The sequence below is a fragment of the Salinarchaeum sp. IM2453 genome (genome assembly GCF_019693215.1).
Lineage (GTDB): Archaea > Halobacteriota > Halobacteria > Halobacteriales > Salinarchaeaceae > IM2453.
Genome location: NZ_CP081183.1, coordinates 250595 through 271292, shown reverse-complemented (window position 1 = coordinate 271292; position 20698 = coordinate 250595). Strand labels below are relative to the sequence as shown.

Genomic DNA, 20698 nt, shown 5'->3' with positions numbered 1-20698 from the left:
CATAACTTAGAACTATGGAATACGTATACGCAGCTCTCATCCTGAACGAAACAGGCGCAGAGATTAACGAAGACAACCTTACAGACGTCCTTAGCTCAGCAGGTGTTGACGTCGAGGAATCCCGTGTCAAGGCACTTGTTGCTGCACTTGAGGACGTCGACATTGAGGAAGCAATCGAAGAAGCTGCTGCTGTCCCAGCTGGTGGAGCAGGCGCTGCTGCCGCCGCTGATGATGCAGACGCTGATGCCGATGAAGAAGAAGACGAAGCTGAAGAAGAAGGCGCTGAGGAAGAAGAAGAAGAAGACGATGACGATGACGACGCATCCGGTGAAGGTCTTGGCGAACTCTTCGGCTAACCACGTTCGCTAATCCAGTCGTTTCCTTTTTGCACTTCTGATCCTTAGATTCATATCTGAGATCCGTACCATTCCGTGGTAATGTATGGATTGAGTGTCGATTTAGTAGCACATGCACAACAGACTGGACTAATCCTTTGCGCTATTCTCTTCGGTGTTCTATTAGGATCAATCAGCGGTCTCGTACCAGGACTTCATGCCAATAACTTTGCATTGTTGCTTGCTTCTGCAGTCGCGGGTATATCTATTGATCCGCTTTTGGCCGGCGTGGCAATGCTCGCTGCTGGTGTCACACATTCATTTATCAATGTTATACCAGCATTGACAATCGGAGTGCCTGATGCAGAAATGGCTCCTGTTGCGCTTCCTGGCCATCGTCTTGTTCTTAATGGTCGTGGTCGAGAAGCAATTCGGTTATCGGCACTCGGCAGTGGCTTTGCTGTTTTACTTGCTCTACCGGTCGTGATACCACTTACAATTGTCGTTGAGATTGTGTATCCGACATTGCGAGCTCATATTGAGTATCTGCTTGCGGCTGTTGTTGCTGGTCTGATTATCTCAGAGTCCTCAAATAAGAGCCGTTTTGGCGGATTGCTTGCGTTTTTGCTGAGCACAGCACTTGGTGCCCTTACGCTTGATCTCTCCCCTGATGCACCCCTTTCTGCTGGAGGAATGTTGGCTCCAATCTTTGCTGGTCTATTCGGCGCGCCTATGCTCATTGATGCAATGGCTGGCAACGGTATTCCCCGGCAACAAGATGCCCGAATTCATGCATCAAAGCGGCGAATTAGTGTCACTGTCTTTGCTGGCACAACTTCAGGAGCACTTGTTGGATATCTTCCAGGCATTTCAGCTGCAATCGCTGCGGTGGCAGTACTCTTTGTTCTTCCAGGTGGTGTTGACAAGCGGGGGTATGTTGTTGCTACAAGCGGCGTCGACACTTCAAATGCAATCTTTGCACTATTTGCGCTGGCAACGATTGGTCAACCGCGATCTGGTGTAATGGTTGCATTTGAAGAGGCCTCCGCCCCACTTGAGCTTCCAATACTAGTTTTAAGTGTAGTTATTGCTGGCGGTATTGCAACTGTTCTGGTCGTTGTTATTGGTGATCTCTATCTGCGAGTGGTTCGAGGAATTAATCACGTGTACATTGCGGCGGTTGTCCTTTGCCTGCTTGTTGTTCTTTCCTTTCTTTTTGCAGGTGCTATCGGCATAGTCGTGTTTGTTGTTGCAACTCTGATCGGATTTGTTCCGGTCCGGCTTCATGCTTATCGGGTTCATCTAATGGGTGTCTTGATGGGTCCAATCATCTTTGGGTTTTGATCCATCACTTTGATTGATGAGCGTTTTTGACTGGGAGTTGATGAGGAAGATAACCGGATATAGGTTCCATTCGGATGTGTGAGTGGACAAGCCACATGCTCTTTGTTGAGTTCTAATATATATTGCTCTGGATAAGGATGGTCTTGAAAAGAGTTTTACGCTGTTGTCGGCAACAAGATGATATGAGTCAGTCAGAGCAACGGGGAACTCGACAATGTGTTTCCTGTGGTATTAAAGTCATGGGCACGAATGCAGCGTCGTTCTCGTGTCCAGAATGTGGTAACGAGATCAATCGGTGTGAGAAGTGTCGCAAGCAAAGCAATCTCTATAAGTGCTCTGAGTGTGGATTTACAGGACCATGAGTAAAGTAGCAGCCCAACTTAAGGTCATGCCAGAATCGCCAGAGGTAGATCTTGACGATCTACATGAACGCCTTGAAAACGCCCTTCCGGAAGGCGCCAAAATCAGCAATGTCGAACGTGATGACGTTGCATTCGGTTTGACTGCTCTTCTCCCAACTGTGATCGTTCCAGACGATGCAGGTGGCACTGAAGCCGTTGAGGAGGCATTTGCAGGCGTTGAAGATGTTGAAAGCGTTGAAGTTGAAAACGTCGGTCGACTGTAACTCCTCCTTTTTGAGTCCACTGTCTTGTGTGAGTAAGTCAGCTAAACAGCCTTGCTGCTGTCATCGACTGGGCGTATCTCCTGACTGAATCCCTTTTTTAGTGATCTGAAATGTTACGCTTTTGCCTGCTGGCTGTGACCGATGTTTTTCAAGTGTTGCACGCCGATTACCTCCTCGGAAGCGATCAACACGAAGTACTGTCGCTGTCCAGTGCTTGAGGGTATGTCCTCCCAGTGGACGAACTTGTTCCTTTTCTGGGTCTGTGAATACTTGGTTTGTAATCAGTACTGCGGTGTTTTGCTTGCGTGCTAGCCCGAGCAAATGAACTATCTGATTAGCAATTTCGCGCAGTGACTCACCTTCCTCTGCTTCTTTATCACGCTGTAATCGATAGAATCCAGTTGCACTGTCAACCACGATCAGAGACGCCTGTGACACAATTTCCTCGACCTCTTGAATTGCTCCGTGCTGTTCCTCAAACGTAGTAGCTTCCTTGATGATCACATTCGAGGCAATCTCGTCAACATCACCAGTAGCCTGCTGCTTAGCAATCTGTTCAAAACGATCAGCCGAAATACCTTCAGTATCGATATATATCGTCTTGTCACCGGTAGCCGCATTTGTAATCGCAGTGCTAAGTGCGATGTTGGTCTTCCCTGCCGCCGGTTGTCCATAAACTTGTGTTACCGCTTCTCGCTCTATTCCTCCGCCCAGTAACTCGTCAAGAGCATCACAGCCAGTTGATACTGGATCTGAATTCACAGAAGATACCTATGACTGGTCCATGCAAAAACACAGTGATGTTAGGTTCCCAATCCATCGTTGAATGAACTTGCCGCCAAGATCTGGAATATTCAAATTGAGTTAACGGTCTAACAGTTGTTGCAAATACGATTTCTTTATTCAGAATTTCCGCTGGAATAATCCCGGCGAATTCAGCAGTATTTGAGGATCTGTGCGTTGGTCAATCTACTCGTTCTGTCCATTTCTTGACACGGGTTGTGAAGCGATTTCAGCCGGAGTTCACCGAAGCCATATCGGGAGTGTGAGCCGCCCCGAGTGAGGCCGTTCTTCGCAGTCCCAATTGAACGATCGCCGAGGTACTTCACGACCTGTCCGTGGTCCCCCAATTAGATCTCTAGATGGAATGGCTGGTACGTCCGAGATCGCTGATGAGGTTGGTTGCACCCGGCGAACGGCATACACGCGCCTCAAATCCCTTGAAGAAAGGGGATGTGCTGAAAGCCGCCAAGTCGGGAACTCCTTGGTGTGGATCACTACTGAATAAAGAAAACCGTATTTGCAACAACTGCTAAGACAGATTTTCGTCTCTGTGGAAGAACTGATAATACCTATATCGAAGCAGTACTCAGTATAATACTACTCTATGATTGTCGTCGCAACTGACGACTTTGAATTGTACCACGACCTCGTTGATAAACTAAAATCCCAAGAGGCAGACTTCACGACTGCTAAGCCGGGCGATTCACTTCCGGATAGTGCAACTGTTCTTCTTTGTAGTCCGAAAGATCCTGTCCCTGATGACAGTCAACTCCAAGTCATTCGCGCTACACCAGATGGTATACAAGCAGCAGTTGAAAAAGCACTAACTGTTGGTCGAAGTGATGACGCACAGCGAGTCATCGGTGTTGACCCGGGGGACAAGCCCGGAATTGCCGTTGTCGTTGGAAATACTGTCGTTGCCGTCTTTCAAGTTCCTGCTTCAAATGCACCTGATGTCATTCACGAAGAAGCAGCCAACCATGATGACGTGGTTGTCCGTGTCGGTGATGGTGCCCGTATCAAAGGAGCACAAATCATTGACTCCCTCGATGACGATCTGTCTGTTGAGCTAGTTGATGAAACGCGCACAACCCCGGTCTTAGGTGCAGGAGCTAGTGGTACCGGTGATATTATTGCAGCGATCAATATTGCTGGTCGCCCCGGTGATACCATTGATGCTCGTGATGTGGATCCAACAACCGGCGAACTTCAGGAAATAAAACAAGAATCACGGCAGAAGTCACCAGAAAACCGAGAGATATCAACGCAACTGGCGAAGGCAGTCGCTAATGGGGAAATGTCTCTTCAGGAAGCACTCGCCAAACATAGGAACTCATCAAGCTAATCGTTGCCGTGCAACTGCTGCTTCAATTTCTGCGTAACGAGTGAGACTACAGGATCTCTCACCGTCGAGTAGTGATTGCAACTTCTCTTTTGAAGTGACCCCTTCGACTTCTGGAAAAAGTGATTTTACGTCTGTGACTGAAACAGCCATTCCCAACACCAGTGTTTCTCGAGCCTGTAATGCAAGTTCCTGTGGGGGAAGCGGCTCAACAAGTGCCTCTACTGTCGCTGCTTCATATATGGTGATTTCTCGTGGATTTCTCTTCTGTAATCGTATTACTTGAGGTAAATCAAGGGCAGTTTCTTGCTGTATTTTCTGTCTATTATGTTGATCAATAATCCGCCTGATTGCGTCGATGTAGCTTTTGTAACGGTCTTCAGCAGCCCCCAGAGGAATATCAGTCCGATCCTGATTGAGCAACCCTCTCATTTACGATTGTACTTTACCTCCGTTGCGCAACTAAATAATAACTTCACTATGCTCTTCTTCCAACTGATTCCCTCTTTTCTGAATTCACCAACCATTTGAGGATTCAATTCCATCAGATTCCATGTTTCCGACACCTGATTTGCCGGGAGGAACAACAACCACCACAGTAGTCCACGTGTCAAATGAAATTCGTTCCGATGACCCAATTGTCTCTTTCATCCCGTTTCCAGTCATGTCCATCTCTACTTCTTCGTTCGATCGGACATAGGTTACTTGTCCACCTGTTTCAGGTGATCCCTGCGGACTTCGAACTGCAAATGATGCATACTCACCTTCCAACTCAACTGTCCATGCATTTGCTGTTGCCCACCATGCTCCTGGTTTTGGAAGCAGAGGTACCCCGGCAGGGGCCATTGATAAACCTCCGTTCAGACGTTGATCAAGTCTATCTTTTACCTTCTCAGTGTGATCTTCAATGACGTCTTCTGCTGTATCCTCTGCGACTGATCGTGCTTTGTCAGCAACGTCAGTTACTGGCCCTTCAGGAATCTCAACATCTTCATCAGTCAGGTGTTCTGAAAACGTAACTCGTAGTGTCGACTCAGCTCGATCTGCAGCGTATGTTCGTTTATCCTTTGTTTCTACTTCTTCAGCAATCGCCTCTGCTGCAGTGCCATTGCTCATTGCAAGGATTTGTCCACCAACAGTATCCCAGTTTGACAGTCCTTTTTCAACCGCTTGGTATCGCTCGACATACCCCAATGTTGTCGGCTCAGCAAGATCTTGTACTGCCTCCTGTTTGGCTTCTGTTTTGACTGTCTCTAACTCGCTATACAGAGATTGTTTGTTTTCTTGAAGTTCTGATGGCGTTATGTCCGCCGGAATTTTGTCTGCCTGCAGCATTACCCTAGCTGCAACTTCTGGTGAGACGGTTTCGTCACTCGTCAATAATCGGTCAGCTAACGCCTCAACAATACGATCTGCAGGAAGTGATGCAACTGTTGCTGTTCGCATCGACAATGGGTGGTATTCTTCCCTTTCAACACGTGGTGATGTCGTTGTGACTTCTGCCTTTGTCAAATGCGACGGATCACTTTCAACAGCCAACGAGAGATTTTCTGCTGGCGGATCTGCTGTAATATCCGCTGGCTCTGGCCGTGTATGATCCATACCTCGTTGAATGAGGTCGTCAATTGCTGCTTCTGGTCCTGATATAATTCGGTCGATTTGGTCTGACAAGGCATCTTGGATCGAGGCAGTTTCCTCTGTATCATCGTTCAGATGGTCCAGTAGATGATCGAGATATGCAGATCTGGCACCTATCAACGCTTTCTGTGCCCGACTTTCGTATTGATCTGGTTTATTGACCAACTGTTCCTCATGCTTTTCTACAACCGTCTTCAGCTGACTTGTTGGCTGTGCACTGGTTACCATCTCTGTTTGATCAACTTCAACACTCAAAGTACGTACTGTATCACGAAGCGACGCTATGTCGTCATAGACCCAGGCTTGTACTGCTTCGGGTGGCTCAACTTCAATAACCTTCGGTTCTGTATCGATCGTATCAACAACTGCCTCTTCTGCAACCTCGTCAACGCTTCCCCGTTTGTCTAATTGCTTCTCAATAGCAGCGTCTGAGATAGAAGGACCGACAGCTCCTGATGGTGGGTTTCCTGGTGTATCTATGTCATAAATCCCTTCTGCTGGAGCATGTGCGACCGATGGAGATGTCGCATATATTCCGATCCCAACTGCATGTGTTTCCTCATAGATGTCTGTTGACTCTCTGAGTTCTGATCCTTTCAACCACGTTCGATTAACTGTTCGCTCAATTGTAACGGTCCGCTGTTTTGTTTCGATCGTTTGCCAGTGGCCGCTTGCTGGAATTTCTGCCTCATCGCGCTGCTCGACAGAGATTGTTTCAAAGGATGATTCTTCACTGATCTTTTGCCACTCTGGGCCTCTTGGACTCTCAGCTCTAAGTTGGTTTACCTGCTTTTTCTCGGTTTCTGCTTCTATACGCGTTTCAACCTCATGTGCATCATCAATAATCGTTTCAACTGTATCCCCTTTAACCGCTATTTCGTGATAGGCCTCATCAGCAAGTATATCAACACTTATCTCTGTGCTCTGTAACCCTGGTGAATCAATTTCGTCTGCTGAATCTGGATTGGTATTTGGATCTGGCAGTGCCGCATCTGCGATACCGCTCCAGCGGTCTGGTAGTAATTCATCCGCTGCAAGATCTGCTCCTGCTTTGACAAGCCCTTCCTTTGCTTCTGGATCTGCTGTCCCAAATACCTCTTCTTGTAGGTCAATTGCACTCCCAGCAGCTGCTAATTCAATGTGCTCATGATTCAACACGTCCGCGATTGGGGCACCACCATATTGTGCATACCCCCGTGCCCAGGCCATTGCGTACAACCGACCTGACAGCTCTGCTCCTAAGCCGCTTCTAGCAACTGGCCCTTCATCTAATTTTGATTCAAATTTTTCAACCTTCTCATGCATCATGAGTACCGGGGTTGGAACGGTAACTGAAATTGTTCGTGTTTCATTGAATACCTCGTATTCTTCGTTTTCTGCCTGCAATTTTACCCCCTCAATTGTCGCTGTTACTGTTCCATCTCCATCTGATTCAATTGTTGTTTTATCGATTGCTTGCTTGGCTGTCGTTGTATCTTGGATCTCTGGTAGTGTCATCGATGCCTTCGTTTCTTCAATCTCAACTGTATGGCCCTGCATCCGGTCTTCGGCTTCTCTGTAGGTTAGCAACTCAAAGTATGACTCAAATGTCCGATTGTCATCCAGTACCTGACCAAATCCATCCTTCTCCGGATCAGTCACTGGTGCACTGGCTGCTATTGCCCCTGCTTCCTGTGTTGCATCTCGCACAATTGTCTCCGCGGCCGCAACTGACCGCTCAGTCGCCTTTGCTGTTTCATCTTCTACAGTGATTTCATTTGGTTGAACGTAGACAACCGTTCCAGCACTGACAAGTAACAGTATTGCAATCAATGCAAACGGAACTCGCGCTCGTTCATCTTCTGCTAACTTCATGCTGACCACGTCCTAACCACAATTGTTACCTCTGTCGGCGCTGCTTTGTCTGAAATATCAGACACTGAGTCAGGGTTTCTCACGATATCACGACGGTATTCTTCTTCAAGAGCACCTACAAGTATTGACCTTGCAAGGCTATTATCCTCCTGTTCAAGCGCAATCGATAGATCTGTATCAAGCGTCGTGGCAGCATCCTGATAGCGTGCGATACTGATCTCTGCTTCATCATGACTGGATTCCATTGCCGTCTTTGTCCGATGGGTGTCAAAGAGCGATTCAATGGTCGCTTGAGCAAGTACCGTACTGAGTGCTTGCGTTGACTTTTCTGCCTGCTCAGGTGTATCAGTAGTTGCAACTGGTATTGAGATTGACGCCGCCTGCACATCTTTATCAGGTGGAGGGGAATCCCCGACGATAACTTCTCCTTTTACCGAGCCATCTGGAACTGGCTCCCAAATTGCCCTGACTTGTACTCGATCCTCAACCGGGGCTGTTGCACCCTTGGTTGCCTCTGTTACTGCCTGTGTATACGCTGGCGTGGCTGCAATCTCTTCTCCTGATTTTTCTGCTTCTAAAACGGCTGCTGTAGCCAACAGGTGTGCAACCGTCCCATAGTCGGATCTAGTATCGATATCTGTTGTATTGACTGTTGAGTGATCTGGAGTATATACTATCGTCTCGGTGCTAGTTGATAAGATGGTCACGACATCTGATGCAGTCTCCATCGTAGGCTGTTCGCTTTCCTCTGAGTATCCAGTGACGAGCAATCCAATAGCTGCACTAACGATTAAAAGAAACAACAGTACATCAAACACTGTGCTGATACCTCGATCCCTATGCATTCCATACCTCCACGGTCAGTGTCCCTGTCTCGATGACTCCTCGATCAACCTGTACACTCACTGGCTTTGAAGCGGATTCTGCCGTTGATGGGGCAGATTTACCACAGTCCCACTTCCGTTGCGGTGTTTCAACTGTAATAGCGAGCTTATGATCTCGCGGAGCGAGGTAGCTTTTGTCTGATAGTTCTGAGGGATCAATACTTCCATCTGTCAGGAGGTCGGTCGATACTCTGTCAAGTGTTGGATCAGCTACTGACCGATCTTCTTTTTGGTCTGTAAACTCTACCGCAACGCCCGCATACATCGTTATACCAGTACAAACAGCCATAACTGCAACCAGTGCTGCAAGAGGCTCTACCTGACCTCTACTTGCCGACCAGCGTTGCATCTGTCTCACCCCATGAAACAGATCTAATTGTTACTTCCTCGTTTAGCGGCTGCCATGTCGAATTCTGGAGTTGTGCCTCTCTGGTAGCGTTTGCAAATGCCGTTTCAGTCTCATATACTTGGCTTGGAGGAACTCCCTGTAGCACTTTCTGAAGCGTTGCATTGTGCACGGTTGGAGTTACTGTACTGATTTGAAACGTTGCATAGGCTCTTTTTCCATTTTTCTGTAATTCAACAGACCGGGGGGTGACGCGCATTGACTCTGCATCTGTCTGATGTTTTCCGGTTGTTGGTGGTGGACTTGCAGCGACACTATCGATTGTCTCTGCTACCGACTGTGCTTGTGGTTTTGAAGTCGGGGTCACCTCAATGGCTACCCCAACAATAGCAATACTAACGAGAGAGACAGCAACAAAAACGTACCAGGCCTGGATTGGTGGTCCGTGCATAGCGATATTGGCCGCCATCTCACTTATAAATCTGTATACAGTCTCCACTAAGAGACCAAGAAACTGGACTGAATGTGCTCGTAGTGCCTAAAGCAGTAATTCTGTCCCGTAGTATGCTACAAAAAAGACAGTTGTTGCGCTGATTAACGTACCACCCGTTCCGTACCCGATTGTCGGCCGATCAAGCCCATGCTTGAGCGTTGTCGATAATCCGACTAAAACCACAGCAAGCAAGAGTACGTACCCGCCAATCGCCAGTCCTAGCTCGCTAACCGCGATTGTTTGAATATCTTCTCCTTCGCCAAATGTATGCATACCTTCGGCAAGCGCTACTGTTGATCCGGCTACCAGCGGTCCAAAAATTGCAGCTGTGTTGGTAAGTGTGTTTGTGACTTTGGCTAGTTCGTGTCTGGCTTCTTGCTCTACAGACTGCAACTCATCAAGATGGTCTGCCATAGCTACGATTGCATGTCCTGCTGGCTGACCTTCTTTACTGGCAATAGAAAGTAGTGATGCTAAGTTTTTAGTTCGTCGGCTGGGGAGCTGTGTCAGAGCTCCTTGTTCACCAAGTAACGCCTCTCGAATACCCACAGCAAGCACCTCTTGTCGTCGTGCAGCATCCGTTAGTAGCTTACCTGTCTCGTCCTGCAACCCCTTTCCTGCTTCAGCGATGCTTCGCTCGACTGATGTGCCCTCATCTACCTGTCGCCCAATTAAATACAGAGCATCTGGCAGTCCAGCCTCAACTTCTCGGACCTTATCTCTAACTTTCGTATGTGGTCGGTACCAGAGAACGAGCGTCGATCCAACTCCAATTCCTGTGACCGAAATTGGAACTGTCCATAGGCCAATGAGCATCTTACTCACTGCTCCAGCGGCACCCCCAGTGCAAACACCGAGCCCAATGATGTACCATTTGCTCCGTGTTTTATCTAAATGCTCTTCTGTAACCTGTGGTGGTGGAAATGCGACTGGGCGTCGTAATAACAACCATACTGAGGCAGATAGCAGAGCAACTGGAAGGATGACATTATAGATAAGCACAATAACCGGCATTGTAATTGTAACACCAGCGGCATGTGCTCCCGGAAGCACAGCAACCAGCGCTAACGGTATCAATACCCCAAATGCATAGAGTGCTGTTGCTGGTCCATTGACGTTTGTCACAAACGCACGGAGTTCGCCACTCGTTCCGTTCAGCACGGCAGATAGTGCTCTATTTAATGCTCGTTCCCGTTGTGCAGGCGGAGCAGACCCAGCTGTTCCAAGTAACTGTGCTGCACGACCTAACGCTGGAAACCATTGCTGCCATTCTTTTGCAAATGTATCAAGCCCTGATCCAGGTTCTCCAGCAGCACGGTTAATGTGCTTCGAGAGGCTTTTTGACAGTCTGTCATTTCCGGTTTTTGCTGCAAATGCAACCGCAGTTTCTTCCGATGGATCGATCCGCATTCGAAGGATTGCACGTCCAATAAGTGCTGGGGCCGTCCCGAGTGCTGTCGTTTGCTGCAGTGTTGCCATTATAAGCGGGTATTTGAATATTAATTGTCCAGCGACAATTGCGATCAACAATATCCCAATTAGATATTCAATCTGGTGTCCAGTAGGGACAAGATGTACCAGTGGGGTCAGTAACATACATGTCAGGAATGCTGTCACATACCCTGCTTTAATCACTGTTTTCGTAGATAAATCGCTATCTAGAAAGCGAAGAGCTTGCTGTAGTTCTTTATCACCGTTAACATCAAACGGAAATGCTTTAGCAAGGACCTGTAATGACCGATTAATCATACTGCCCCTCCTTGCTGTGCGTATGCAGTTGTAATATGTTCTGGTGCTGTTTCTCCACCACTGGCGAGTGTATGTAACAGCTCGCCTTGCTGATTTACCTTTGTCCGTATCTCAGCATATGTCTCGTCAGAGGCTGCTAATTGATCGATTAGATGGCTGTTTCCGCGGTCAATGCGACCTGTTGGCTGTAGCTCTCCCTCATCAAGCGCAAATAGCGGTTCGAAGCGAACTTGCTCAGTGCCAATCACCTCCTCAATACGCTTAACGCGTCGAGTCTGCTCACCTGATGGTGCTTGGTGCTGCTCAAGAGTAACAATTAGATCTGTTGTTGCAAATGATGGCTCTGATACATTCAAATCGCCCGTCACTCGTTGTTTGATGTCCCTGCCTCCATCTCCGTGGATTGTACCTAATACTGCTGAGCCACTTGCTCCTACCCGCATTGCCTCATAGAGAACTGCTGCTTCTTCACCTCTGACTTCTCCAAGTACTAATGCGCTTTCACCAAGCCGAAGTGCTGTTTGCAGCGCTTCTGTCGGATCAATTCCTGGCCCGTCATCAAGACTTGTCTGTAATTGCTGTACATCTCGATCGTGTGCCTGCAAAGCATCGATTGGTAATTCGGGTGTGTCCTCAATTGTAATTGTCCGCACTGACTGTGGCAATTCCCAAAGTAACGAGCCAAGTAGCGTGGTTTTTCCTGCTCCTCTTGTTCCCCCGATTAGCATTGCTGCGTCTCGCCGAACAGCCGTTGAAAGTAATCCTGCAGCCCTTGCAGATACGGTCCCATTTGCAATTAATCGTGGAAGTGTAAAGGCTTGCTTCGACCCTGATCTGAATGCAAACGCAATCCCATCTGTGGCTGGATCAGCGACGGCAGCGACCCGTGCTTGTCCATGCGATAGATCCGCCGTTGCATCCAATGTAGGGGCTGCCCGAGAGAATCCTCGACCACTCTCTCGTCGCAGGCGTGATGCGATTGCTTCAGCTCCACTTTGACTTAATCTGATATTTGTTTGTAGTGTCTGTCCACTCCGCACGATCCATAACCGATTTTCTGCTGCAGGTGCAGTTGCATACACATCATCCACTGCTGGATCTGCAAAGAGGTCTTCAATAATCCCATATCCATGTGTATGTTTCTGAAGAACCTTGGCTAATGTTCGAATTGATACGTCATTCAACTCATCACCACCGTCACTTACATTTCTTATTGCCTGTACCATAGCAGACAACGTACTTTTCGTAGCATGTTCAGCGAGCCAGTCATATGCATCCTGTAATACCCGCAGTGCTGCTTTCTCCATTTGAAACTCAACCGGCAGCACCTGATAATAGTCAGTTTCCTGCTTGAGAGTCTCAAAGATTCGTGCTTTTCCGTCAGTCGGTAGCTCTATTTCGGCTGTTTTTTGTGCTGCCTCAGGCAGGGTGTGAACAATTTCTGCATCGGCAACTGTTGGTTTTATCCCTGGAGTGAATCCATGCTGGTAGTCGTTAATAGATGATGCGAGCTCAACCAACCCAGTCTCTGCTGCAATATCCCTCACTGGATCTGGTCTAGCATCGGCTGCCGCTGCTGCTTCTAACGGATCTGTCAGTGATTTGGCGGCAAGTGTTTGGTCGTACTCTTTGACAAGTGTCGCAAATTCACCAGCGGCCCTGAGAAACCTAACCGTCTGTTCGTTATATACTCGCTCGATGCCTGAGGAAACTACACGAAGCTTTGATAGTTGTGTTCCCGTAACCGCTTTGATTGCTGTCTTCCGACACTGTGGCGATGTGCTTAAATCACCACTACATGATATTGCATTGAGTGTCTCACCTCCATCCGCAATCCTACATGTACATCCAGAGGAAGATGTTTGAAATCGCTTGATGAGATTCAACATAAAATGGGTTGGCTTCCTACCACGGTATAAACCCAAGGACGCGATCAACCGCTCCGGTCAACCGGTCGAACAGTGAATCATCTTGACTTTCTTCGTTTTTGTTTGGATCGTGTTGCGAGATTTTTTGCTCTGGTCTTGAGGCTCTTTCCTCTGTTTTGTCTTCTGTTCCCTTGTTTGGATCTCGGCTTACTGCATCTCTGTCATCTATTGGGTCGGACCTTGATGTTTCGTTAGTTGATTGTTTGAAATCAATATCTGAACCAAGTCGCTTGATGTGAACCTTTTGTGTGTCGTCGACTGTTACTGGTTCCAGTATGAGTTTCTCAGCCTGACTGCCGCTGATTATTATCTTCTCTGTCTGTGCTCCAGCGGATCGGATAAACGGTGTCTCTGGATTAATTGTCCGCTCAGCTCCTCCATCTACCTGATATCGAAATTCGTCCGGGGAAATATTAATATACTTGACCGGAGCATGCGTCATACTTGCTTCTGGTGGCTCAATTGACACCGTGCTACGCGATCCTGGTGCTTCAATCTCTTCTTCTGTCTCTAATAGCTCATTTGCTGTCTGATCAAGTGTCTGTAGTTCTGCTTCTATAGCGTCTTCTGTCTGGCTTGTTTGGACACTTTCAATCGCTGGTAATGATATACCAAACAGTGCAAGCGTCGTCAAAACAGCAAGCACAACTCGAATCATAGCTTGCCCTGAATCCGCTTGATGATATCTGCTGTTTCTCGTGATGATCCACTGTTTCCAAGAACTGCATCAAATTGCGATTCTGTTTTATCCTCTTGCGGAGGTGATGTAGAATACGATTGATTGGGTTCTGTTATCTGTGTATCTTGTTCTAGCTCGGATTCAATTGTGTTGACTCTTTTTTCAAGCCGATCTACGGCTGCGAGTGCTACATTGGCTCGTCGCTCCACTACTCCATCTGTTTCTTCAATATGGCTGATGTATGATTCAAACGACTGTACGGTTGCTTCAAGTTCTGCAACCCGTTTCTCAAGTCGTTGTATCTCTGCGTCTTTGTCGGTCGTCTCTGCTGTACCTGTCTGGTTGAACTCTGATGTATTATTGCATCCCATTGGTCTGGCTTTGATTGCCCTCGTTATCCTTCAAAAACCATTGTACAGGTGGTCACGACGATTGCCCGGGGCTTCATCTGGAGTGGTTAACAAGTTCCTTATACGGATATCTTTGTTTTGATTATTCAGTCCTGTACCTGTACTCATGGCTGAATTACCTACCAAATTGCCCAATTTTGGATTCTAGAGATTACAGACATATATAAATTTCAACATAGATATCCGCCGAGGAAACCCGCTGGGCTTATAACCGTTCTTCACCTTTGTACTGTTTATGTCAACATCGGAGCCGTCGATAACTCGCCTCTTTGGGGGGCCGGGAAGTGGGAAAACGACAGCGTTGCTTGATCGTGTCGAGAAAATACTCGATGAAAACGATGATGTAACTGTTCGCGATATCCTTGTAGTCTCATATACTCGTGCTGCGGCAGCAGAAATCCGTGAGCGTCTTGCTGAGCGTCTCGATTGCTCGCCACGGTCTCTACAGGGAAATGTCTGTACGATGCACTCAAAAGCGTATGAACTTCTTAACTTGTCCCGAAATGATGTTGTTTCAGAATCGGATAAAGAAGAGTTCTGTGAAGAATTTGGTATCGAGTATGAGGACGAACATGGAGGAGCTAGTCGTCGAACCGCCCGATCAACAACATTGGGTAACAAAGTCATCGCAACAAGCCAGTGGTTACAGCGGACCCGGAGAGATGTAGCCGACTGGTATGATGTTCCATTTCAGTGGGACGTTGAAAAAGTCCGTTTACCTCCTGAAAAAGACCCTAACGCACAGGACGGAAACAAATACACTCCAACGTGGCCAAGTGATGATGATCGAGTTGATGTTCCTGAGGCAATTCGTGCGTGGCGAGTATACAAAGGCGATCACGACTTGATTGGCTTTGCTGACATGCTCGAACGCGTAAAACAACGCTCGCTCGTTCCTAATGTTGACTATCTTATTATTGACGAATTTCAGGATATCACTACACTACAATATGATGTCTACGAAGAGTGGAAACCGTACATCAAACGTGTACTTATTGCCGGCGACGACGACCAGGTAGTGTATTCCTGGCAGGGTGCTGATCCAAACCTACTTCTCGATGAGGATGTGACCGAAGATGTCATTCTTCCGAACTCATATCGTCTCCCTTCCAATGTTCTTGAAGTGGTAAACCAGGAAATTTCCCATATCGACAAGCGACAGGAGAAAGACCTCAACCCTCGTAAAGAGGGCGGGTTGGTTGAAGCAATGCGGAGCCCGTCGATGCTTGATGTCGTACGTGAGGTTAGGCAAACTATTTTAGATACCGATGAAACCGTTATGCTTCTGTTTCGGGCTCGATACCAGATGTTCCAGTTTATCGATGAGTTTATCGACGAAGGATTTCCGTTCCAAATAATGACAGACCAGCGGATGTGGACGGATCGCCTTTCACAGTTTGTCAACGCAATCGAAGCCATCGACGCTAACGAGCCGATTGATGGTCTGCAGGCACGACGGCTCGCCGATATGCTGGCCGATGCTGCGTTTGGAACCAACGATCGTGATGATTTATTCGATGTGATCGATGAACGGCTTGAAGACGCCGATACTGATGATCTGACAGAAATTACGATCGAACCTGAGCTGATTACGGACCATGCTCCATTCATGCCCGGTCCAAAATCTGCCGCTGATATGTCTCGGAAAATCACATCTTTCCAAGCTGAAAGTATGGATGCATATTTCCGGCTTAATCGAGGTTCTATTCCCCGTGATCGTATTCGGGTTGGTACCATTCACTCTGCTAAGGGTCGTGAAGCAGATCATGTCCTCATGGCAACTGATCTTACAGAGAAGGTTGTTGAACAAATGGCAGCAACTGTCGAGGATCCAACTGATGTGCCTGGGGTTGATGAATTTACCAAATCAACAAGTCCCGTTCCGACCCTCACTGACAACGAACGTCGTGTCTTCTACGTCGGGATGTCTCGTGCCCGAGAACGTCTTGTGCTAGCTGAGAATCTTATTAGCGGGGCTCCAACCCTTCCACTTGATGTCTTGCTTTGGAATGAACCACAACGCTCCGATGATGCCGATGTCCTCAATACGCATGGAACTGTTGAGCTGACTTCGCATAACGACTAATTGCGCGCTACTTCTTTTTCTAGCGCTCATAATGGCGTTTAACGTAAATCTGCTCTGTCCGCCGGTTTCGCTATTGTTTTCTGTTCGCTATGCTCAATATAACGTATGTTTACCGGCATTGTCGAAGGGACTGGCGAAATAATTGAACGCGAGGAATCAACTGATGGACTTCGACTACAGATAGATGTACCATTCGGAGATGAGCTCTCACACGGTCAAAGCATTGCTATTTCAGGCGTTTGCCTGACCGTTGAGGCACATGGTGACAGTTGGTTTGAGACATTTCTTGCAGAAGAGACCCGGAATGTAACGTACCTCGGGGAGCTTGATATCGGGGATGAAGTCAACATTGAACGAGCAATGCCGGCAGACGGTCGTTATGATGGGCACATTGTGCAGGGTCATGTTGATGGTGTTACAACTGTTACAGATATTAGCTCGGTTGACGAAGATTGGCGATTTACATTTGACACTCCGGAGATGTCTCAATATCTTGTTTCCAAGGGGTCAATTGCCATTGATGGAATCAGTTTGACTATTGCTGAACTCCGTGAAGATACATTTGATGTTGCCATCATCCCAGAAACGTATGAACTAACGACACTTTCTGAGAAACAACCTGGCGACCCGGTCCACATTGAATATGATGTGATTGCAAAATATGTTGAAGGGATGCTTGAAGATCGAAATCTGAAGTAAGAATATACGCCCTGTCTCTGCATGCTTCCACCTTTTCCCCACATCATCCAATCCGTGAACTGCTCCGGGGTCAAGCCCCGAGGCACTCTGTCTGCTATTTCGGTAGAGCTCAAGACAGCTCAGATTACCAAAGCTGATATCTGCGTGCATAAAACGCATAGACATGAGGATTCGCTTGCGCGGCATTTACGCAACAGCACTTACTGAATACTTTCTTGATTCCGGCCATGAGATCGTTCAACCTTCTCCCTCTATCAACAGCCGATTCGATGCCGAATTACAACACATGCCAGCAGACGTTACTGTGGACATGTCTCGCGATAGGCAGGGTATCTCTGTTACTGGACCGGATGAGACTACCGAGACGCTCACCACTGACTTGAAGGAGCTAAGTGACGAGATATTCCATTGGCCGGATCCAACACCGTTTGGTGCAATCTTTGACGGTGTTGTGGACGATACTCGGGGAGGTGCAGCCATTCTCTCTCTTCCAGGTGGTAATGAAGGGTACCTTCCATTTGATGCGGTTGATGGATATGTTGATATTGGCGACACCTTTCGCGTTCAAGTTATACAGCCGACTCCACCTTGGTCTGATCGAGCACCCTTGGTGTCTCCTGATATCTCTGTATCAAAACCGATGGTGACACTTCATTATGGATCAGATGGCATTTCAGTCGATTCAGATAGTGTAGACGCAACTGAACTGGCTCGTTCTACAGAACTACTTTCGACAAACCTACCAGAAGACTGGGGTGTTGAATGGCATACTCATGCCCTTGAGGCGCCTATGGACGCTCGTGATAAGGCGCTTTCTGCTGTCGCTGATCTTGCTAGTTCAATCGGCTCTGAGCTCGAACAGTCCGGAAGTTCAACATCATCAACGCCACGGACAGTTGCTATGCCATTCCGAACTGTATGGGCATGGTTTGGGCGTAATGCTCGATTTACCATGGACACATATCGACGCGAGGTGCTAACTACGATGATCGGCCACCATCGAATCAAAGCTGGCTCGGACAACGCATCAGACGCTGTCGACTTTGTTGAGCGGATTTGTGGCGGTCCAACTGAAGAGTTTCCGACCCAAGCGGTGTTTGAGCAATTCGGTCCACGAGAAGGATCCTCCGTGCAAATTCAGCACGGTAAACCTAATGGCGATCTATACACGCTCGGTGAAGCGACCGTTTCTTCAGTCGGCTCAGATGGAAAAATCACCGTTCGCCGGACAATGAAAGGCAGTGGAACATATGATGCCCTTGGAACGACGCGCTCCTCAGGGGATATTGCGGTAACAAAAGTAGTTGAAGGCCGTGAGTGGTATCCCACAGTCTATCAGAGTCCGGATGGAGAAAAGAAAGGGACATATGTCAATATCTGTACGCCAATTGAGGTGTTTCCAAACGAGATTCGCTATGTTGACTTACATATTGACGTAATCAAGCGTCCTGATGGAACCGTTGAAATTGTTGATGCAGACGAACTCTCACACGCAGTTGAAAGTGGAAATATATCGGAATCGCTCGCTGAACGGGCAAAGCAAGTTGCTTCTCGTGTCAAAAAAGCACTTGAATAACCTCAGGGACAGGCCCTGAGGCAAATAAATACTTCCCCGACAGACTGGCCTAACTGCCGTGAATTATTCCAGTCGGTCTGCTGCTGTCCACGGATCTGTCGGCGCTGTCTTCGGAATACGAACGCTTTTACGTTTTGTCTGCTGCATTCGTGCTGCAAATTGCCACTGATCCCCTTCCCAAGTCTCTTCTTCGTTGTCACCTGCCGTAGCAGCCTGTTCTTGATCGTGTATGTGTGCACTAACCGCTGCAGCAATTGCTGCTGCTTCGTCCTCGGTAGCGGTTGGTGAGATCTCAAGTGACATTGTTATAGTGGGATATTTCCGTGCTTTTTATCTGGATTCGACTTACGTTTTGACTGTAGCATCTCAAGATCACTGATGAGCCGCGGACGCGTCTCCTGTGGCTCAATTACATCGTCGAGATATCCACGGTCTGCTGCAGTGTATGGATTTGCGAACTTCTCTCGGAACTCATCAATAAGCTCTTCTCGCCGTTTTTCTGGATCATCTGCTTGTTCTAACTCGTCGCTATATAGAATATTCACTGCGCCCTGTGGCCCCATCACAGCGATCTCTGCGGTTGGCCACGCATAATTAATGTCTGATCCAAGGAACTTGGACGACATCACACAGTAAGCGCCTCCATATGCTTTCCGTGTGATAACTGAGAGAAGTGGCACGGTCGCTTCAGAGTATGCATAGAGAAGCTTTGCCCCGTGTCGAATAATACCTCGATGTTCTTGGTCTGTTCCTGGCATATACCCCGGGACGTCAACAAATGTGAGTATTGGGATGTTGAATGAGTCACACGTTCGGACAAAACGAGATGCCTTCATGCTGGAATCAACTGTTAGCGTACCGGCATTCACACGGGGTTGGTTTGCAACGAGCCCAACAGCTCGGCCGTCCATCCGCGCAAATCCAGTAACAACTTCTTTGGCATAGTTTTCAGCAACTTCAAAGAATGACCCTTCATCGACAATTGACTCAATGACACGCTGCATATCATATGGCTTCCGTGGCTCTGGAGGAACAATTGATTTTAATTCGTCGTCTTTTCGTTTTGGATCATCCCATGGATCAATCCTCGGAGGACTTTCCATGTTGTTCTGTGGTAAGTATGAAAGTAGCCGACGAATTTGATCGAGTGTTGTTTCATCGTCCTGACCAGTAAACTGTGCAACCCCCGTTGTTGATGCGTGTGTCATTGCTCCTCCGAGCTCTTCATGCGTTACTTCCTCTCCGGTAACCGTCTTGATCACCCCTGGCCCGGTAATATACATGTGACTGGTGTCTTCCACCATGAAAATGAAGTCTGTCATTGCTGGAGAGTATACTGCTCCACCAGCACATGGGCCCATAATTGCCGTAATTTGTGGTACAACACCACTCGCTTTTTGATTTCGCTGGAAAATCTTTGAGTATCCAGCTAGTGCATCAACGCCTTCTTGAATCCGAGCACCGGCTGAATCATTGAGCCCAACAATTGGAGCCCCAACCTCCATCGCCTTGTCCATCACCTTACAGACTTTGTCAGCAAATACCTCGCCGAGTGAGCCACCAAATACGGTGAAGTCATGCGCAAATACAAACGTTGTTCGCCCATTTACTTCTCCATATCCTGTCACAACACCATCAGTTAACAACTGCTTTTCTTCCATTCCAAAGTCATGAGTGCGGTGTGTTCGCAGCTGATCAAACTCTGTAAATGTTCCATCATCAAGGAAATACTCAATCCGCTCGCGTGCGGTCATCTTCCCCTTCTCGTGTTGCGACTCGATTCGGTCTTCACCGCCACCGAGTCGTGCCTCTTCCTTGAGGTCCTGTAGTTCATCAATTCGATCTTCCATCGTCATGTGACGACCCTCCAATACGTCATTTAGCGAAGAATTGACCAGAGATGCAAAAAACGTTCTGCAAACAACTT

20 protein-coding genes and 1 pseudogene are annotated in these 20698 nt (G+C 47.7%); 8 read left to right on the top strand and 13 right to left on the bottom strand.

Annotated elements, in window-relative coordinates; genetic code table 11:
• Nucleotides 1-14 precede the first annotated feature (14 nt).
• The 4 genes from rpl12p (at nt 15) to K0C01_RS01260 (ending at nt 2304) form a co-directional block, all read left to right on the top strand.
• Nucleotides 15-356, top strand: a complete 342-nt coding sequence (gene rpl12p, locus K0C01_RS01275) for a 50S ribosomal protein P1 (RefSeq protein ID WP_221170269.1) — start codon at nt 15-17, stop codon at nt 354-356.
• An 81-nt stretch (nt 357-437) separates the two neighbouring features.
• On the top strand, nt 438-1679 hold the full coding sequence (locus K0C01_RS01270; RefSeq protein WP_221170268.1) for a tripartite tricarboxylate transporter permease: 1242 nt from the start codon (nt 438-440) through the stop codon (nt 1677-1679).
• 182 nt (nt 1680-1861) lie between these two features.
• Nucleotides 1862-2041, top strand: coding sequence for an HVO_2753 family zinc finger protein (locus K0C01_RS01265; RefSeq protein WP_221170267.1), 180 nt, complete (start codon nt 1862-1864; stop codon nt 2039-2041).
• Nucleotides 2038-2304: an elongation factor 1-beta gene (locus K0C01_RS01260; RefSeq protein WP_221170266.1), complete on the top strand. Its 267-nt coding sequence runs from the start codon at nt 2038-2040 to the stop codon at nt 2302-2304. The genes K0C01_RS01265 and K0C01_RS01260 overlap by 4 nt, the downstream gene beginning before the upstream one ends.
• A 60-nt stretch (nt 2305-2364) precedes the next feature.
• On the opposite strand, the gene radB is transcribed toward K0C01_RS01260, so the two are convergent.
• Both radB and K0C01_RS12985 read right to left on the bottom strand, forming a co-directional pair.
• Entirely contained in the window at nt 2365-3066 is a 702-nt protein-coding gene (gene radB, locus K0C01_RS01255; protein ID WP_221170265.1) for a DNA repair and recombination protein RadB, read from the bottom strand.
• Between the two features lie 173 nt (nt 3067-3239).
• A pseudogene (locus K0C01_RS12985) lies at nt 3240-3428 on the bottom strand (hypothetical protein); the annotation flags it as partial.
• 263 nt (nt 3429-3691) lie between these two features.
• Here K0C01_RS12985 and K0C01_RS01245 point away from each other — a divergent pair.
• On the top strand, nt 3692-4432 hold the full coding sequence (locus tag K0C01_RS01245) for a hypothetical protein (RefSeq protein WP_221170263.1): 741 nt from the start codon (nt 3692-3694) through the stop codon (nt 4430-4432).
• Here the strand turns inward: K0C01_RS01245 and K0C01_RS01240 are convergent.
• The 9 genes from K0C01_RS01240 to K0C01_RS01200 all read right to left on the bottom strand — a co-directional run bounded on the left by K0C01_RS01240 (nt 4424) and on the right by K0C01_RS01200 (nt 14371).
• On the bottom strand, nt 4424-4861 hold the full coding sequence (locus K0C01_RS01240; RefSeq protein WP_221170262.1) for a DUF5791 family protein: 438 nt from the start codon (nt 4859-4861) through the stop codon (nt 4424-4426). The two genes, K0C01_RS01245 and K0C01_RS01240, sit on opposite strands and share 9 nt — an antisense overlap.
• A gap of 84 nt (nt 4862-4945) precedes the next feature.
• Nucleotides 4946-7921 (bottom strand): DUF7286 family protein, encoded by a 2976-nt coding sequence (locus K0C01_RS01235; RefSeq protein WP_221170261.1) that lies wholly within the window; start codon nt 7919-7921, stop codon nt 4946-4948.
• The gene (locus K0C01_RS01230) at nt 7918-8766 is read right to left on the bottom strand and encodes a DUF7284 family protein (RefSeq protein ID WP_221170260.1); all 849 of its coding nucleotides are present in this window, start codon (nt 8764-8766) and stop codon (nt 7918-7920) included. Before K0C01_RS01230 ends, K0C01_RS01235 begins: the two co-directional genes overlap by 4 nt.
• Entirely contained in the window at nt 8759-9154 is a 396-nt protein-coding gene (locus K0C01_RS01225) for a DUF7285 family protein (RefSeq protein WP_221170259.1), read from the bottom strand. Before K0C01_RS01225 ends, K0C01_RS01230 begins: the two co-directional genes overlap by 8 nt.
• On the bottom strand, nt 9132-9602 hold the full coding sequence (locus K0C01_RS01220) for a DUF7283 family protein (RefSeq protein WP_221170258.1): 471 nt from the start codon (nt 9600-9602) through the stop codon (nt 9132-9134). The genes K0C01_RS01225 and K0C01_RS01220 overlap by 23 nt, the downstream gene beginning before the upstream one ends.
• An 87-nt stretch (nt 9603-9689) precedes the next feature.
• Nucleotides 9690-11393, bottom strand: a complete 1704-nt coding sequence (locus K0C01_RS01215; protein WP_221170257.1) for a secretion system protein — start codon at nt 11391-11393, stop codon at nt 9690-9692.
• The gene (locus tag K0C01_RS01210) at nt 11390-13282 is read right to left on the bottom strand and encodes an ATPase, T2SS/T4P/T4SS family (protein WP_221170256.1); all 1893 of its coding nucleotides are present in this window, start codon (nt 13280-13282) and stop codon (nt 11390-11392) included. The genes K0C01_RS01215 and K0C01_RS01210 overlap by 4 nt, the downstream gene beginning before the upstream one ends.
• Nucleotides 13283-13298: 16 nt before the next feature.
• The gene (locus tag K0C01_RS01205) at nt 13299-13979 is read right to left on the bottom strand and encodes a DUF7311 family protein (RefSeq protein ID WP_221170255.1); all 681 of its coding nucleotides are present in this window, start codon (nt 13977-13979) and stop codon (nt 13299-13301) included.
• Nucleotides 13976-14371: a DUF7310 family coiled-coil domain-containing protein gene (locus K0C01_RS01200; RefSeq protein ID WP_221170254.1), complete on the bottom strand. Its 396-nt coding sequence runs from the start codon at nt 14369-14371 to the stop codon at nt 13976-13978. Before K0C01_RS01200 ends, K0C01_RS01205 begins: the two co-directional genes overlap by 4 nt.
• A 274-nt stretch (nt 14372-14645) precedes the next feature.
• Between K0C01_RS01200 and K0C01_RS01195 the strand changes: the two genes are divergently transcribed.
• From K0C01_RS01195 to K0C01_RS01185, 3 genes are all read left to right on the top strand, one after another.
• Nucleotides 14646-16496 (top strand): UvrD-helicase domain-containing protein, encoded by a 1851-nt coding sequence (locus tag K0C01_RS01195; protein ID WP_221170253.1) that lies wholly within the window; start codon nt 14646-14648, stop codon nt 16494-16496.
• 105 nt (nt 16497-16601) lie between these two features.
• Nucleotides 16602-17195 carry a riboflavin synthase gene (locus tag K0C01_RS01190; RefSeq protein WP_221170252.1) on the top strand — a complete coding sequence of 198 codons (594 nt, stop codon included), beginning with the start codon at nt 16602-16604 and terminating at the stop codon, nt 17193-17195.
• Nucleotides 17196-17358: 163 nt separating this feature from the next.
• Nucleotides 17359-18771 carry a ribonuclease FAU-1 family protein gene (locus tag K0C01_RS01185; protein ID WP_221170251.1) on the top strand — a complete coding sequence of 471 codons (1413 nt, stop codon included), beginning with the start codon at nt 17359-17361 and terminating at the stop codon, nt 18769-18771.
• A gap of 63 nt (nt 18772-18834) precedes the next feature.
• Here K0C01_RS01185 and K0C01_RS01180 read toward each other — a convergent pair whose 3' ends face one another.
• Together K0C01_RS01180 and K0C01_RS01175 are read right to left on the bottom strand one after the other, a co-directional pair.
• Nucleotides 18835-19074, bottom strand: coding sequence for a DUF8022 family protein (locus K0C01_RS01180; protein WP_221170250.1), 240 nt, complete (start codon nt 19072-19074; stop codon nt 18835-18837).
• A gap of 2 nt (nt 19075-19076) precedes the next feature.
• The gene (locus K0C01_RS01175; protein WP_221171164.1) at nt 19077-20621 is read right to left on the bottom strand and encodes an acyl-CoA carboxylase subunit beta; all 1545 of its coding nucleotides are present in this window, start codon (nt 20619-20621) and stop codon (nt 19077-19079) included.
• Between the last annotated feature and the right edge of the window lie 77 nt (nt 20622-20698).